This window comes from Photobacterium halotolerans DSM 18316 (genome assembly GCF_000425165.1).
Lineage (GTDB): Bacteria > Pseudomonadota > Gammaproteobacteria > Enterobacterales > Vibrionaceae > Photobacterium > Photobacterium halotolerans.
On the sequence record NZ_KE384323.1, the window covers coordinates 34,326 to 48,183 of the forward strand.

Consider the following 13,858-nt stretch of genomic DNA (forward strand, 5'->3'; position numbering starts at 1 on the left):
GCCGTCTATTCCCTGTGATATGGGTGGTTGGCTGTGATACTCCAGGCCCGGTAAAGGCTTTCGGCCATCACAATACGCACCAGCGGATGTGGCAGTGTTAACGGAGACAGGGACCAGCTTTGCTCTGCTGCGGCTTTACAGGCCGGCGCCAGACCTTCGGGGCCGCCAATCAGTATCGACACATCCCGGCCGTCCAGTTTCCAGCTTTCCATCTGATCGGCCAGCTGTTCTGTGTTCCAGGGTTTGCCCGGAATATCTAAGGTGACGATGCGGTTACCTTTGGCAACGGCTGCCAGCATGGCCTCGCCTTCTTTTTGCAGAATACGGGTAATATCAGCATTTTTACCCCGCTTGCCCGCTGTAATTTCAATCAGCTCCAGCGGCATATCTTTAGGAAAACGGCGGCGGTATTCCTCAAAGCCGGTTTCTACCCATTTAGGCATTTTTGTGCCGACCGCGATCAGTTGCAACTTCATCCGTCAGTTAGCCCCAAAGCTTCTCCAGTTGGTAAAGCTGACGCGCATCTTCTTGCATGATGTGCAGCATGACGCTTCCCAAATCAACCACTACCCACTCAGCGTCTTCTTCGCCACTGATACCAAAAGGCGGGAAGTCGATCAGTTTGGAGGCTGTGTTGACATTGTCTGCTATTGAAGCGACGTGGCGGTTTGAAGTACCGGTACAAACGACCATGAGATCGGTAATGCTGGATTTGCCGCGAACATCCAGGGTGACTATGTCCAGGGCTTTCATGTCATCAATTTTGTCAATGATGAAGTCGTGTAGTTCTTGTAGCTGCAAAGGGGTCTCCCTCAATTCAGTCTTCTCTTGTTATTAGAGTCAGGTGAGCCGATCGGGTTCACATTTTAACGTTGGAGTATACCATGCTCAATTCTGGCTGACGCTTGCGTGGTGCCGTGATGTACAGATTTTTTGAGCATCAGCCAGTTTTAACAATAATTTGCCAGCGGCGTCAGTGTGACTGCAAAGGTAAGCCCTTACTTAGCCCGCACATCATGGCGCACAATGTGCTTAAACCGGGCCAGACACTGGTGTCATAGTCAGTTTTTGCCTGACGTTCAAGCTGGCTGAGTTGTTGGATAGCCTTTAACAGGGCAGGCAAGGGCAATCGGTGCAAGGCGCCCACATAGAGTTCGCGCCGATTTTGCCAGATCCGGAAATTTTCGAGGATCCGGCTCAGGGGGATGCCCTGTTTACCCATTTCCTGCATACGGTACAGCTGGGTCAGTTCACGCTGTAAGGTACGCAGAACAATAATGGCTTCTACCCCTTCGGCTTCGAGCTGGCGCACAATGCGCTGACTGCGTTTTGCCTGACCGGCCAGTAAGGCATCCAGCAACTGAAAAGGGGTGTAGTGATTATGGCGGCTGAGCGCCTCCTGAATCCGGGGCAGGGTCAGGGTGCCGTCAGGATAAATCAGGGTGAGCTTGTGCAGGCTCTGTGCCAGTGCCAGCAGGTTACCTTCATGCCACTGCGCCAGTATCTGTATGGTTTCTGCATCGGCATTCAGCCCCAGTTGCTGACAACGTTGCTGGATGAAGCGGGGCAACTGACGGGCGTCAGGCGTATTGCAGGGCACATACACCCCCTGAGCGGTGAGCGCTTTAAACCAGGCGCTACTTTCTTGTTTTTTATTGAGACGCGGGCCCTGCACCAGCAGCAGGATATCCGGGTGCAAGGCATCAATCACCGTTTGCAGTGATTTGGCCTGAGCCGCAGTGATACCGCTGTCTGGCATGGTCAGTTCGATGATCTGGCGTGAAGAGAACAAGCTCAGCGCCTGGCAATTATCCAGCACTTCATTCCAGTCCAGCTGATTATCTATGCTGTAGCTGTGGCGCTCGAGAAAACCGGCGTCTCTGGCCTGTTGCCGCACCCGGTCAGCCGTTTCCTGTAACAGTAAAGGTTCGTTACCAGCAAGCAGGTAAGCCGGGGCTAATCCCTGTTTTAACCGCTCAGCCAATTGTTCCGGGTAGATCCTCATTGCGCCGTGCTGTCCCTGGTGTCGAACATCTGATCTGCGGCCTGTTTATCGGCATCGGTTTCTGTTTCAATGGTGGTGACACTGCCGTGGGTATCGCTGGCAGGAAGGTCTGCATCGTCAGAGTCTGACTGGTTCAGGTCGGCGGTCAGACGGGCAAGCTGGCGCATAATCTGGCGCGAGGCCTGCTGGCGCATTTCATTGAGCAACATATCGCGTTCCACCGACTTTGCCAGTGCGGTTAACGGGTTATCCAGAAAGCTGCGGTTAACTTTCGTGGTAAAGCGCTTGGCCCCTTTTTCAGGCACCACCACCTGATAGCTGACGGTATAAGTCAGTTCGTACTCGGCGGCACGGCTGTTCTGGTACAGCGACAAGGTGCGTGAGCCCTGAGATTCACTGATCAGATGCAGATTGGGCACCTGTGACGATGGCGGAACGGCTTCAATACCGTGCAGTTTAAACTGAGATTGCACCATACGGGTCAGGGGGCCGTATTTATCAAAGCTGGTCAGAGACAGGCGGGCAATATCGTCGGGCAGCATGTAGTTACCACGCAAATGGAAGCCGCATGATGCCGTGGCCAGTGCCAGTACGACGACAAAGATCAGACGGAAACGGGACAGTAGGGATGACGCTGCGCTCACCGTGTCTACTCCTTAGTAACAAATTCAAGAGTGAAAGAGAAAACGCCTTCCCACTGGGAAGGCGTTGTTGGTATGCCTGTTAGTTGGCAACAATGTTCAGCAGCTTGCCCGGTACGTAAATCACCTTACGAATGGTTTTATCGTCGGTGAATTTGGTGACGTTCTCGTCTGACAGTGCCAGCGCTTCTACCTGATCTTTGCCGGCATCTGCCGCGACAGTCAGCTTGGCGCGCAGCTTGCCGTTAACCTGAACTATGATGAGTTTTTCATCTTCCACCATAGCTTGCTCATCGGCAACCGGCCAGTCAGCATGATCCACCTTAGACTCACCCAGCGCATGCCACAGCTCAAAGCAGATATGCGGGGTGATTGGGTACAGCATACGGACCACCGCTTTCAGCGCTTCGTCCAGCAGGGCGCGATCCTGGGCGTTGTCTTGCGGCGCTTTACCCAGCTTGTTCATCAGTTCCATGATAGCTGCGATAGCGGTGTTGAACGTCTGACGACGGCCAATATCATCGCTGACTTTGGCGATGGTTTTGTGCACATCACGGCGCAGCGCTTTCTGATCGGCGTTCAGTGCTGAAACATCCAGTGCTTCGACCGCACCTTTTGCGGTATGTTCAAAGACCAGTTTCCAGACACGTTTCAGGAAGCGGTTGGCGCCTTCCACGCCAGACTCCTGCCACTCCAGTGTCATATCGGCCGGTGAGGCGAACATCATGAACAGACGAACGGTATCCGCGCCGTACTTGTCGACCATTTCCTGCGGGTCGATGCCGTTGTTTTTCGACTTCGACATCTTGGTCATGCCGGAGTGCACCAGCTCGTTACCTTGCTCGTCAGTGGCTTTGGTAATGCGGCCTTTTTCATCGCGCTCCAGCGTCACCTCTGTTGGTGATACCCAGACTTTGGCGCCTTTGTCACTGGTGTAGTAGAAGGCATCTGCCAGCACCATGCCCTGACATAACAGCTGTTTGAACGGCTCGTCGCTGGTCACCATACCGCTGTCGCGCAGCAGTTTGTGGAAGAAGCGAGAGTACAGCAGGTGCATACAGGCGTGTTCAATCCCGCCGATGTACTGATCAACCGGCAGCCAGTAGTTGGCGGCATCAGAGTCCAGCATTTCGTCCGCCTGAGGTGAGCAGTAACGCGCGTAATACCAGGACGATTCCATAAAAGTGTCGAAGGTATCGGTTTCACGCAATGCCGGTTCACCGTTAAAGGTGGTTTCTGCCCAGCGCTTGTCGGCTTTGATCGGGCTGGTCACACCGTCCATCACCACATCTTCCGGCAGGATCACCGGCAGTTGATCGGCAGGGACAGGATGGACTTCGCCGTCTTGGGTGGTGACCATAGGAATCGGTGCCCCCCAGTAACGCTGGCGGGAAACGCCCCAGTCACGCAGGCGGAAGTTGACGGTTTTTTTGCCTTTACCTTCGGCTTCCAGCTTGGCGGCAATCGCATCAAACGCCGCCTGGAAATCCAGACCGTCGAACTCGCCAGAGTCGAACAAGACGCCTTTTTCTGTGTAAGCGGCATCGCTGATATCCAGTTCGCTGCCGTCGGCCGGCTTGATAACCGGGACGATATCCAGCCCGTATTTGGTGGCGAATTCAAAGTCACGCTGATCGTGGGCAGGTACGGCCATTACGGCGCCTGTGCCGTAGTCCATCAGTACGAAGTTGGCGACATAGACAGGCACACGGCGGCCATTGAGAGGATGAACGGCATACAGGCCTGTGGCCATGCCTTTCTTCTCCATGGTAGCCAGTTCGGCCTCTGCCACTTTGGTGTTCTTACACTCTTCAATGAAGGCAGCCAGCGCAGGATTGTTCTTGGCGGCCAGATCAGCCAGAGGATGACCGGCGGCGATGCCGACGTAAGTCACCCCCATCAGGGTGTCCGGACGTGTGGTATAGACTTCCAGTGGTGTATCCTGGCCTTCAACGGCGAAGGACAGCTCAACGCCTTCTGAGCGGCCAATCCAGTTGCGCTGCATGGTTTTGACCATCTCAGGCCAGCCTTCCAGGTTGTCCAGATCGTCCAGCAGCTCCTGGGCGTAGGCCGTGATCTTAATAAACCACTGCGGAATTTCTTTTTGCTCTACCGGGGTATCACAACGCCAGCAGCAGCCGTCTTCAACCTGCTCGTTGGCCAGTACTGTCTGGTCATTCGGGCACCAGTTCACGGAAGAGGTTTTCTTATAGACCAGGCCTTTGTTATACAGCTTGGTAAAGAATTCCTGCTCCCAGCGGTAGTATTCCGGGGTACAGGTAGCAAACTCACGGTTCCAGTCGTAACCAAAGCCCAGTAATTTGAGCTGGTTCTTCATGTAGTCGATGTTTTCGTAAGTCCACGGCGCCGGGGCGGTGTTGTTCTTCACTGCCGCATTTTCTGCTGGCAGGCCGAATGCATCCCAGCCGATTGGCTGCATCACATTCTTGCCCTGCAGGCGCTGATAACGGGAAATCACATCACCGATGGTGTAGTTACGCACGTGGCCCATGTGCAGACGTCCACTTGGGTACGGGAACATGGAGAGACAGTAGAATTTTTCTTTATTAGGGTCTTCACTTACAACAAAGGTTTGGTTGTTGTCCCAATGTGCTTGAACTTTAGGTTCAATGTCCTGTGGACGGTATTGTTCTTGCATCGATGACTTCCGGAATCGTTGTGAGTTAATACAAACACAGTCAAAATAATCGACATAGAATAACTAAAGGTAAAGGTAGCAACAATAGCTGAGGCCGAATAGGCCGGTTATTATCATCATTCAGCCACGGATTGCCCGTGCCGGACAGGTTACTGACCCGGCACTATGTGTCAGGGTGCCTATGTCCGGCGGATTAAGCCTAGGAGAAACTCACATGGCGAAAGAAAAAGATGCGTATGAATCCATGTTGGAAGAGATCACGGAAGCCCTTAAGCATAGCCCTGATGAACTGAAACATTGGATTGATACCAGTGAAAAATATCGCACCGCAGCCAGTGACATGACCAAAGATGAACTGGCGCTGATCCGTGCGTATTTCAAACGGGATCTGAAAGAATTCGGGCAAAATGTACAGGAAAGCCCGACCCCTTTCTCTGAAAGTCCGTTTTACAAACTGGTGACCGAGACGATTTGGGAGGGGCTGGCTGAGGTGACCGATAAGACACAGCTGGAATGGTTAGAGGTCATGGACGATATCAAGCATCAGGGCATCTATAAAGCCGGTGAAGTGGTCGGCCTGGGTAACCTGGTCTGCGAGCAGTGCGGACACCATGAACAGTACACGCACGTGCGGACGATTGAGCCTTGTACTAAGTGCGGGCACACCCAGTTCACCCGTCAGCCTTTAGCTCCGTAAATCCCCGGCTAAAAAAACAGGGAGCTGTGGCTCCCTGTCTGACACATTTGGTGTTGGCTTTAGTGGACACCTTCCTGTGGGGTGGTGTCTCTGAAATCGCCCCGGCGGCGCTTGATCAGCAGCCAGGAAACGGCAACGGACCAGAGCAGGTACAGGTAAAGCGGCCAGCTGCCCAGCGTGCTGTAGGGCGTCAGACCCTTGGTCGGGGTCACAGTGGCACGCAGGACACCGGTTTCAAACTGCGGTAGCTCGGCAATGATTTTACCCTGATGATCAACCACCGCTGTCACGCCTGTGTTAGTGGCCCGCAGTAAAGGTTTTCCTGTCTCCAGTGCCCGCATCTGGGCAATTTCCATGTGCTGGTGCGGACCGATGGAGCGGCCGAACCAGGCATCATTGGACAGGGTCAGCAGCATGTCGGTGCCCATGCCCACATTCTGGCGAACCTGCTCGCTGAAGGCGATTTCGTAGCACAAGGCCGGAGCCAGCGCATAACCTTTGGCTTCCAGATTGGTCTGGACAAAACTGCCGCGGCTGAATGATGACATCGGCAGATTGAAAAACGGGGCAATCGGGCGCAGTAAATCACCGAAAGGCACAAACTCACCAAACGGCAGCAAGTGGTGCTTGCTGTACCGGCTGGCGGTATCGTAGTGGTATTGACCGTCACGGTTGACACCCAGCGTCAGTATATTGTTGAAGAACTCACCCTGTTCGGTTTTATCAAGCACGCCTGTAATCACCGCACTTTGATTTAAACGGGCGGCTTCATCGAGATGACTGAGGAAGGTTTCCACCTGTTTTTCCAGAGCGGGGATCGCCGCTTCCGGCCAGATAATGATATCGGCATCCCAGTTTTCACGGGTGAGATCTAAGTATTTCATCAGGGTTGGCCAGCGCTGCTCAGGCTGCCACTTCAGAGCCTGCGGGACATTGCCTTGCACCAGCGCGACCTTGACCGGTTTGTACGGTTCAGGCTGAACCCATTCAATGCCTTTCGCCTGATACGCCAGCAGCAAGACCAGTACCGGTACGGTCAGGGGGCGCCAGTTGCGGTAATAGCCGGCGGCGACCAGCGCACCACAACTCAGCACCAGTGCAAGTGTCAGGCCTTCAACCCCCAGTATTGGCGCGAAACTGGCCAGCGGGCCGTGAATTTGCCCGTAACCCATCCACAACCAGGGAAATCCGGTAAACAACCAGCCTCTGACCCAGTCCAGCAGCAGCCAGAAAACCGGCCCCAGCAGCATCAGCTGGTGGAAAGGTCTGCCCTGACCGAACCGGGCAAACAAGGCGCCAAACAAGGCAGGGTAGAGCGCCAGATAACCGACCAGCAGCACCATAAGGAACAGACCGGCAATGACGGGCATGCCGCCAAAGTCGGCAATACTGACATGTACCCACCAAACGCCACTGCCGAATAATCCTAACCCCCATGACAAACCTGTCCAGAAGGCGGTTTTAGGGCGTTGATTCTGCAGCAGAGTAAAGAAAATAATCAGGGAGAGCGGGGCGAGATACCAGAGCTTATAAGGGGCGAAAGACAGGGTTGCCAGTGCGCCGGAAGGGACGGCCAGTAGCAGCCGTCCTGTCAGGTTTAGATTGTCGATTCGTCTCATCAGGGCGTCATCGTTGGTTGGTGTGCCTCCTGTGGCACTGTCACTTGTAATTGGATGACCCGGCGGCTGTCTGCGGCGGTGACTTTGAACGCATAGCCTTCCAGTTCGACCACTTCACCACGGGCAGGCAGGTGACCAAAGCTGGTCATGACCAGTCCGCCAATGGTGTCGATATCGTTAGCACTGAAGTTGGTCTGGAACAGTTTGTTGAAGTCATCGATAGTGGTCAATGCTTTCACATTCCAGGTGTGCTTACTGAGCTGACGGATGTCCTGTTCTTCTTCATCGTCGAATTCATCTTCGATTTCACCAACGATTTGCTCCAGAATATCCTCAATGGTGATCAAGCCGGATACGCCACCAAACTCATCGACCACTATGGCCATGTGGTAGCGTTCTTCCCGAAATTCTTTCAGCAGGCGATCCACCCGCTTGCTTTCCGGCACAACAACTGCCGGGCGCAGAATGGCGCTGAGGTCAAATGGCTCGCTGTCCGGGCGCAGGTAGCGCAGCAGATCTTTAGCCAGAAGAATACCTTCAACGTGGTCTTTATCATCACTGATGACCGGGTAGCGCGAGTGCTGGGCATCAACAATGATATCAATGAGGTCTTCAACCTTCTGTGAACGCTCTATGGTGGTCATTTGGGAGCGGGGAATCATGATATCCCGAACCCGCATCTCAGAAATCTGAATCACACCTTCGAGCATGTCGCGTGTGTGATGATCAATCAGATCATTTTCTTCGGAATCACGGATCACATCGACCAGTTCTTCCTTATTCTGAGGTTCGCCCTGAAAGAGCTGGCCAATACGTTCAAAGAAGGTCTTTCGACTCGGACCGTCAGAATTTTGGGGGTTATCGTCGTTCATTGCTTTCTATTCAAATATGTGGACAGAGCCACGGAAGGTCGGCGTCGCCACGGCGCAGCCGACAGTATCTTAGCCAAAGACAGCCACAAGCTGATGTTAGTATTGGTCAGCTTCGTAAGGATTGGCAAACCCTAAACCTTGCATTATCTCGGTTTCCAGGGCTTCCATTTCTTCGGCTTCTTCGTCATCTATATGGTCATAACCTAGCAGATGAAGTGAGCCGTGTACAACCATATGTGCCCAGTGGGCAAACAAGGGTTTACTTTGCTCCAGCGCCTCACTTTCAACCACCTGACGGCAGATAATCAGATCGCCCAACAGCTCCAGCTCCACACCCGGAGGCGCTTCAAACGGAAAAGACAGCACATTGGTTGGCTTGTCCTTGCCCCGGTATTCACTGTTGAGTGCCTGGCTTTCGGCTTCGTCAACCAGTCGCACAGTCACTTCGGCTTCGGTTTGAAACGGGGTCACCGCCGCGTCCAGCCAGCGCTGAAAATCAGCCTCAGCCGGCATGCCACTCTCATCAGCGGTGGCAAGCTGTAAATCCAGATAAATAGCCATCTGTAAGATTATTCCGTTTCAGGACTGGCCTGACGCGCTTCCTGCTGGTCGCGACGGCGTTGTTCAGCCAGTTTTCGTTGCTTCTGATCTTCGCTCTCCCAGGCTTCATACGCCTGGACGATACGAGCCACAACAGGGTGGCGAACCACGTCAGTGGCCTGGAAAAAGTTAAAGCTGATTTCATCCACATCGGCCAGCACTTCAATGGCATGGCGCAGCCCGGATCGCGCCCCGCGCGGCAAGTCGATCTGGGTCACATCCCCGGTGATCACGGCACGCGAGTTAAAGCCGATACGGGTCAGGAACATTTTCATCTGCTCTACAGTCGTATTCTGGCTTTCATCAAGAATAATGAAGGCATCGTTCAGTGTCCGGCCGCGCATGTACGCCAGCGGTGCCACTTCAATGACATTACGCTCAATCAGTTTTTCTACCCGCTCAAAACCCAGCATTTCGAACAAGGCATCGTAAAGCGGGCGCAGATACGGATCGACCTTCTGGCTCAGATCCCCCGGCAGGAAGCCCAGTTTTTCACCGGCTTCCACGGCAGGGCGGGTCAGCAGAATACGGCGGATTTCCTGGCGCTCCAGTGCATCAACCGCAGCGGCAACCGCCAGGTAGGTTTTCCCCGTACCGGCAGGACCAATACCGAAGGTGATGTCGTGACCGACCATATTGGCAATGTACTGTGCCTGGTTCGGTGTCCGCGGTTTGATCACGCCTTTTTTGGTCTTGATGTGAATTTCTTTACCGTAAGGGATGCTTGAACTCACATCTTGCTCCAGCACACCCGATTCTTTAATGGCCAGATGAATGTGCTCAGGCTCAATATCCGGGATCACGTTGCGCACCGGTGCGGTGTCAACATACAGATTCTTAAGGATATTGGCCGTGGCTTCGGCAGTGTGCGGCTGACCCACTATGCTGAAATTGTGGCTGCGGTGGTTAATTTCAACGCCCAGACGGCGTTCCAGCTGCTTGATATTGTCGTCGAAAGGACCGCAAAGGCTGGCCAGGCGGTGGTTATCGGCGGGTTCGAGATTCAGTTCAACAGTAATAATTTTGCTCAAGATTTGCCTCTCTGTGGGCCACCCACTGTGACGGGTGGCCGGAATAGTTGGGCACAGGCAGAAATTTCTGTCCTCTTATTAAGGAGTATAAACGCCTACACCTAATTGATCTTCTTTACGGGTTTTCTCCATGATCTCGCTGGGGGACATGGCAATGCGCAGGTTCATGTCTGCTTCAGTACGGACAAGCTCACCACGCAGGGAATTGTTGAAGACATCTGTGATTCTGACATCAACAAATTGGCCGATCAAATCCACTGAACCTTCAAAGTTCACCACACGGTTGTTCTCAGTACGGCCGCGCAGCTCCATGATGTTCTTTTTCGATGGCCCTTCCACCAGAATACGCTGTTCAGTGCCCAGCATCTGGCGGGAGTAGCGCATTGCCTGCGCATTGATCTGCTGCTGCAGTTCATACAAACGCGCTTTCTTCACTTCTTCAGACAGATCACAAGGGTAATCGGCCGCTGGTGTCCCCGGACGGGCTGAATAAATGAAGCTGAAGCTCATGTCAAAGTCGACATCGCGGATCAGCTTCATGGTGTCCTGGAAGTCCTGATCAGACTCACCCGGGAAAGCGACGATAAAGTCGGAGCTGATGGTGATGTCCGGACGAGCCTTACGCAGCTTGCGGATCTTGGACTTATATTCGATGGCGGTATGAGGTCGCTTCATCATCGCCAGGATACGGTCGGAACCGCTCTGAACCGGCAGGTGCAGGAAGCTGACGACTTCCGGCGTGTCTTCATAAACGGCAATGATGTCGTCGGTGAACTCAATCGGATGGCTGGTGGTATAACGAATGCGATCGATACCGTCAATTGCTGCCACCAGGCGCAATAGCTCAGCGAATGTAGCGATCTCGCCATCGTGTGTCTCACCGCGGAAGGCGTTCACATTCTGGCCCAGCAGGTTAACTTCACGCACGCCTTGCTCTGCCAGCTGAGCAATTTCAAACAATACGTCATCGAGCGGACGGCTGACTTCTTCACCACGGGTGTATGGCACTACACAGAAAGTACAGTACTTGGAGCAACCTTCCATGATAGAGACGAACGCGGTAGGGCCTTCGGCCCGTGGTTCAGGAAGACGGTCGAATTTCTCGATTTCCGGGAAAGAGATGTCCATGACCGGCGCATCGGAAGACTGCGATTTGCTGATCATTTCAGGCAGACGGTGCAGCGTCTGCGGGCCAAAGATCACATCGACATAGGGCGCGCGGTCGCGGATGGAATCCCCTTCCTGAGTAGCGACACAGCCGCCTACACCAATCACCAGGCCGGGCTTTTTGTCTTTCAGCGTTTTCCAGCGGCCCAACTGGTGGAAGACTTTTTCCTGTGCCTTTTCGCGAATAGAGCAGGTGTTAAGTAGCAGTACATCGGCTTCTGCTGGTTCTTCTGTTAATTCATAACCGCCATTGGCGTTGAGAAGATCGGCCATCTTGGATGAATCGTATTCATTCATCTGACAACCCCAGGTTTTGATAAGCAGTTTCTTCGCCATGTCTAACTCTTCACTCGTAGTGTTAATTCAGTGCATTTACGTTGCGTTTGCAGCGTCAGAGGTCGCCTCTGGGGCCGCCTTAAATTGCAAGCCGCGTATTGTACTGCTTTCGACCCGGCGTGACCAGATCATCCATGCTGATTATAAAATCAGCAGCAGGCGTGTTTCTGACCTGTGGCAATTGGCACAGATCAAGCTTCAGTGCCAAAGATGGCAGAAAAGCGAGCGCAGAAAGTGTTGAGTGTAGTAAACCCGCGTAAAGCCGTTAGAATGTCGGCAGAGTAATGAGATGAGATACCTGCATGGAACAGTTTGATATTGTGATTGCTGGCGGCGGCATGGTGGGTGCAGCGGCAGCATTGGGAATGGCCCGGCAGGGACGCAGAGTGGCGGTGATTGAAGGTCAGCCTCCGGTGCCTTTTGATTCCGCCCAGGAGATGGATCTGCGTGTGTCTGCCATTTCTGCTCAGTCGGTCACTCTGCTGAACCGCCTGGGGGCATGGCCACATATCCAGGCCATGAGGATGTGCCCTTTCCGGCGTCTGGAAACCTGGGAGCACCCGGAATGCCGCACCCGTTTTCATGCCAGTGATCTCGGCTTAGCTGAGCTGGGCTTTATGGTGGAGAACCGTTTAATTCAGCTGGGTCTGTGGCAGGCGTTTGAGGCTTATTCCAATCTGTCACTGATCTGTCCTGCCCGTTTAGCGCATTTTCAGCGTGTTGATGAAGGGTACCAGGTCACACTGGATAACGGCCAGGTGCTGCAGACCCGATGGCTGGTGGGCGCTGATGGTGCCAACTCCCGCGTACGCCAGCAGGCCAATATCGGCATCACAGCCTGGGATTATCGTCAGCATTGCCTGCTGATCAATGTTGAAACCGCCTTGCCCCAGCAGGATATTACCTGGCAGCAGTTTACGCCGCACGGCCCTCGCTCTTTCCTGCCGATGCCGGGCCACAACGGATCGCTGGTCTGGTATGACAGTCCTCAGCGGATCAAACAGCTATCGGCCATGTCGGCGGAGCAACTGGAAAAAGCGGTGCGGAGTGAATTTCCTGCTGAACTCGGCGCCGTTCGTGTGCTGAACAAAGGCAGTTTTCCGCTGACACGCCGCCACGCCCAGTCTTACTATAAAGACGGGATCGTTTTGCTGGGCGATGCCGCGCATACCATTAATCCGCTGGCGGGGCAGGGAGTCAATCTCGGCTTTAAGGACGTTGATGTGCTGCTTGATGAAATGGCGCACGGCGGAGAGTTCTGGTTCGAAGAGCCGGTTCTCCAGCGCTACCAGAGGCGGCGCAGACCCGATAACCTGATGATGCAGACCGGGATGGATGTGTTTTACTGTGCCTTCAGCAATGATTTGAAACCCGTTGCCTTACTGCGAAACCTAGGCCTTAAACTGGCCGAGCATACCGGACCGCTGAAACATCAAGTACTGAAGTATGCGCTAGGATTGTAAGATTTTGTTTTTATTCGATTTTATAAGCCACCACAGTGTGGCTTTTTTACTGCGTGTGGAATAGAGACGTGAACAAAGAGAGGCGTTGGAGCGGGCTGTGTTTTTCAGGTATAAAAAAACCAGCCAAAGCGCTGGTTTTTTTATAGATATTACTGCTAGTAATACCCAGATGTTTTACAACCCCTGCCTGAACAGGAAGTTGGTGCGGAGGGAGAGACTTGAACTCTCACGTCCTTGCGGACACTAGCACCTGAAGCTAGCGCGTCTACCAATTCCGCCACCACCGCAACATGGTGAAAGAGACTCAGTCTCTAACTTTTTTGACACTTTGGCTCAGCATCAAGATGGCAGGGCTACCTGGATTCGAACCAGGGAATGGCGGCATCAAAAGCCGCTGCCTTACCGCTTGGCGATAGCCCTAAAGTCTCAGAACAATATCAAAAGTCAATTGGTGCGGAGGGAGAGACTTGAACTCTCACGCCCTTGCGGGCACTAGCACCTGAAGCTAGCGCGTCTACCAATTCCGCCACCACCGCGTGTATTGACTCTGTTCCATTTTCAACCTTGGTAGGGGATGAAAATGGTGGCTACGACGGGATTCGAACCTGTGACCCCATCATTATGAGTGATGTGCTCTAACCAACTGAGCTACGTAGCCATTTTCAAAACGCTATTTAAACAGCGTGTTGTTAATGGCAGGGCTACCTGGATTCGAACCAGGGAATGGCGGCATCAAAAGCCGCTGCCTTACCGCTTGGCGATAGCCCT

Annotated in this window: 12 protein-coding genes and 5 tRNA genes; 2 read left to right on the plus strand and 15 right to left on the minus strand. The window is 53.5% G+C overall.

Features of this window, described 5'->3' with window-relative positions; genetic code table 11:
* Positions 1–5: 5 nt before the first annotated feature.
* The 5 genes from rlmH to leuS form a co-directional block, all read right to left on the minus strand.
* Positions 6–476, minus strand: a complete 471-nt coding sequence (gene rlmH / locus H511_RS0119305) for a 23S rRNA (pseudouridine(1915)-N(3))-methyltransferase RlmH (RefSeq protein WP_027253802.1) — start codon at positions 474–476, stop codon at positions 6–8.
* 7 nt (positions 477–483) lie between these two features.
* Positions 484–801 (minus strand): ribosome silencing factor, encoded by a 318-nt coding sequence (gene rsfS / locus H511_RS0119310; RefSeq protein ID WP_027253803.1) that lies wholly within the window; start codon positions 799–801, stop codon positions 484–486.
* 172 nt (positions 802–973) lie between these two features.
* Positions 974–2,005 (minus strand): DNA polymerase III subunit delta, encoded by a 1,032-nt coding sequence (gene holA / locus H511_RS0119315; protein ID WP_027253804.1) that lies wholly within the window; start codon positions 2,003–2,005, stop codon positions 974–976.
* The gene (locus tag H511_RS23825) at positions 2,002–2,649 is read right to left on the minus strand and encodes an LPS-assembly lipoprotein LptE (RefSeq protein WP_051288326.1); all 648 of its coding nucleotides are present in this window, start codon (positions 2,647–2,649) and stop codon (positions 2,002–2,004) included. The genes holA and H511_RS23825 overlap by 4 nt, the downstream gene beginning before the upstream one ends.
* Before the next feature lie 79 nt (positions 2,650–2,728).
* Positions 2,729–5,305: a leucine--tRNA ligase gene (leuS, locus tag H511_RS0119325; protein ID WP_027253805.1), complete on the minus strand. Its 2,577-nt coding sequence runs from the start codon at positions 5,303–5,305 to the stop codon at positions 2,729–2,731.
* Positions 5,306–5,519: 214 nt separating this feature from the next.
* On the opposite strand from leuS, the gene H511_RS0119330 reads away from it, so the two are divergent.
* Positions 5,520–6,002 (plus strand): zinc ribbon-containing protein, encoded by a 483-nt coding sequence (locus H511_RS0119330; RefSeq protein WP_027253806.1) that lies wholly within the window; start codon positions 5,520–5,522, stop codon positions 6,000–6,002.
* 59 nt (positions 6,003–6,061) lie between these two features.
* Here the strand turns inward: H511_RS0119330 and lnt are convergent, their stop codons facing one another.
* From lnt to miaB, 5 genes are all read right to left on the minus strand, one after another.
* Positions 6,062–7,621, minus strand: a complete 1,560-nt coding sequence (lnt, locus tag H511_RS0119335; RefSeq protein WP_027253807.1) for an apolipoprotein N-acyltransferase — start codon at positions 7,619–7,621, stop codon at positions 6,062–6,064.
* Positions 7,621–8,493, minus strand: a complete 873-nt coding sequence (corC, locus tag H511_RS0119340; RefSeq protein ID WP_027253808.1) for a CNNM family magnesium/cobalt transport protein CorC — start codon at positions 8,491–8,493, stop codon at positions 7,621–7,623. Before corC ends, lnt begins: the two co-directional genes overlap by 1 nt.
* A 96-nt stretch (positions 8,494–8,589) precedes the next feature.
* Positions 8,590–9,054 (minus strand): rRNA maturation RNase YbeY, encoded by a 465-nt coding sequence (gene ybeY, locus H511_RS0119345; protein WP_027253809.1) that lies wholly within the window; start codon positions 9,052–9,054, stop codon positions 8,590–8,592.
* 8 nt (positions 9,055–9,062) lie between these two features.
* Positions 9,063–10,127: a PhoH family protein gene (locus H511_RS0119350; protein WP_027253810.1), complete on the minus strand. Its 1,065-nt coding sequence runs from the start codon at positions 10,125–10,127 to the stop codon at positions 9,063–9,065.
* 75 nt (positions 10,128–10,202) lie between these two features.
* Positions 10,203–11,627 carry a tRNA (N6-isopentenyl adenosine(37)-C2)-methylthiotransferase MiaB gene (gene miaB / locus H511_RS0119355; protein ID WP_027253811.1) on the minus strand — a complete coding sequence of 475 codons (1,425 nt, stop codon included), beginning with the start codon at positions 11,625–11,627 and terminating at the stop codon, positions 10,203–10,205.
* A gap of 302 nt (positions 11,628–11,929) precedes the next feature.
* On the opposite strand from miaB, the gene H511_RS0119365 reads away from it, so the two are divergent.
* Positions 11,930–13,090, plus strand: coding sequence for a 2-octaprenyl-3-methyl-6-methoxy-1,4-benzoquinol hydroxylase (locus tag H511_RS0119365; protein WP_027253813.1), 1,161 nt, complete (start codon positions 11,930–11,932; stop codon positions 13,088–13,090).
* A 200-nt stretch (positions 13,091–13,290) separates the two neighbouring features.
* On the opposite strand, the gene H511_RS0119370 is transcribed toward H511_RS0119365, so the two are convergent.
* From H511_RS0119370 to H511_RS0119390, 5 genes are all read right to left on the minus strand, one after another.
* Positions 13,291–13,377 (minus strand) — tRNA-Leu (locus H511_RS0119370).
* A 58-nt stretch (positions 13,378–13,435) separates the two neighbouring features.
* Positions 13,436–13,510 (minus strand) — tRNA-Gln (locus H511_RS0119375).
* 29 nt (positions 13,511–13,539) lie between these two features.
* Positions 13,540–13,626 (minus strand) — tRNA-Leu (locus H511_RS0119380).
* A 45-nt stretch (positions 13,627–13,671) separates the two neighbouring features.
* Positions 13,672–13,748, minus strand: a tRNA-Met gene (locus tag H511_RS0119385).
* A 35-nt stretch (positions 13,749–13,783) separates the two neighbouring features.
* Positions 13,784–13,858, minus strand: a tRNA-Gln gene (locus tag H511_RS0119390).

Coding starts and splice junctions, on each gene's coding strand:
- rlmH (WP_027253802.1), bottom strand. CDS start 476: ATGAAGTTGCAACTGATCGCGGTCGGCACAAAAATGCCTAAATGGGTA.
- holA (WP_027253804.1), bottom strand. CDS start 2,005: ATGAGGATCTACCCGGAACAATTGGCTGAGCGGTTAAAACAGGGATTA.
- leuS (WP_027253805.1), bottom strand. CDS start 5,305: ATGCAAGAACAATACCGTCCACAGGACATTGAACCTAAAGTTCAAGCA.
- H511_RS0119330 (WP_027253806.1), top strand. CDS start 5,520: ATGGCGAAAGAAAAAGATGCGTATGAATCCATGTTGGAAGAGATCACG.
- lnt (WP_027253807.1), bottom strand. CDS start 7,621: ATGAGACGAATCGACAATCTAAACCTGACAGGACGGCTGCTACTGGCC.
- corC (WP_027253808.1), bottom strand. CDS start 8,493: ATGAACGACGATAACCCCCAAAATTCTGACGGTCCGAGTCGAAAGACC.
- ybeY (WP_027253809.1), bottom strand. CDS start 9,054: ATGGCTATTTATCTGGATTTACAGCTTGCCACCGCTGATGAGAGTGGC.
- miaB (WP_027253811.1), bottom strand. CDS start 11,627: ATGGCGAAGAAACTGCTTATCAAAACCTGGGGTTGTCAGATGAATGAA.
- H511_RS0119365 (WP_027253813.1), top strand. CDS start 11,930: ATGGAACAGTTTGATATTGTGATTGCTGGCGGCGGCATGGTGGGTGCA.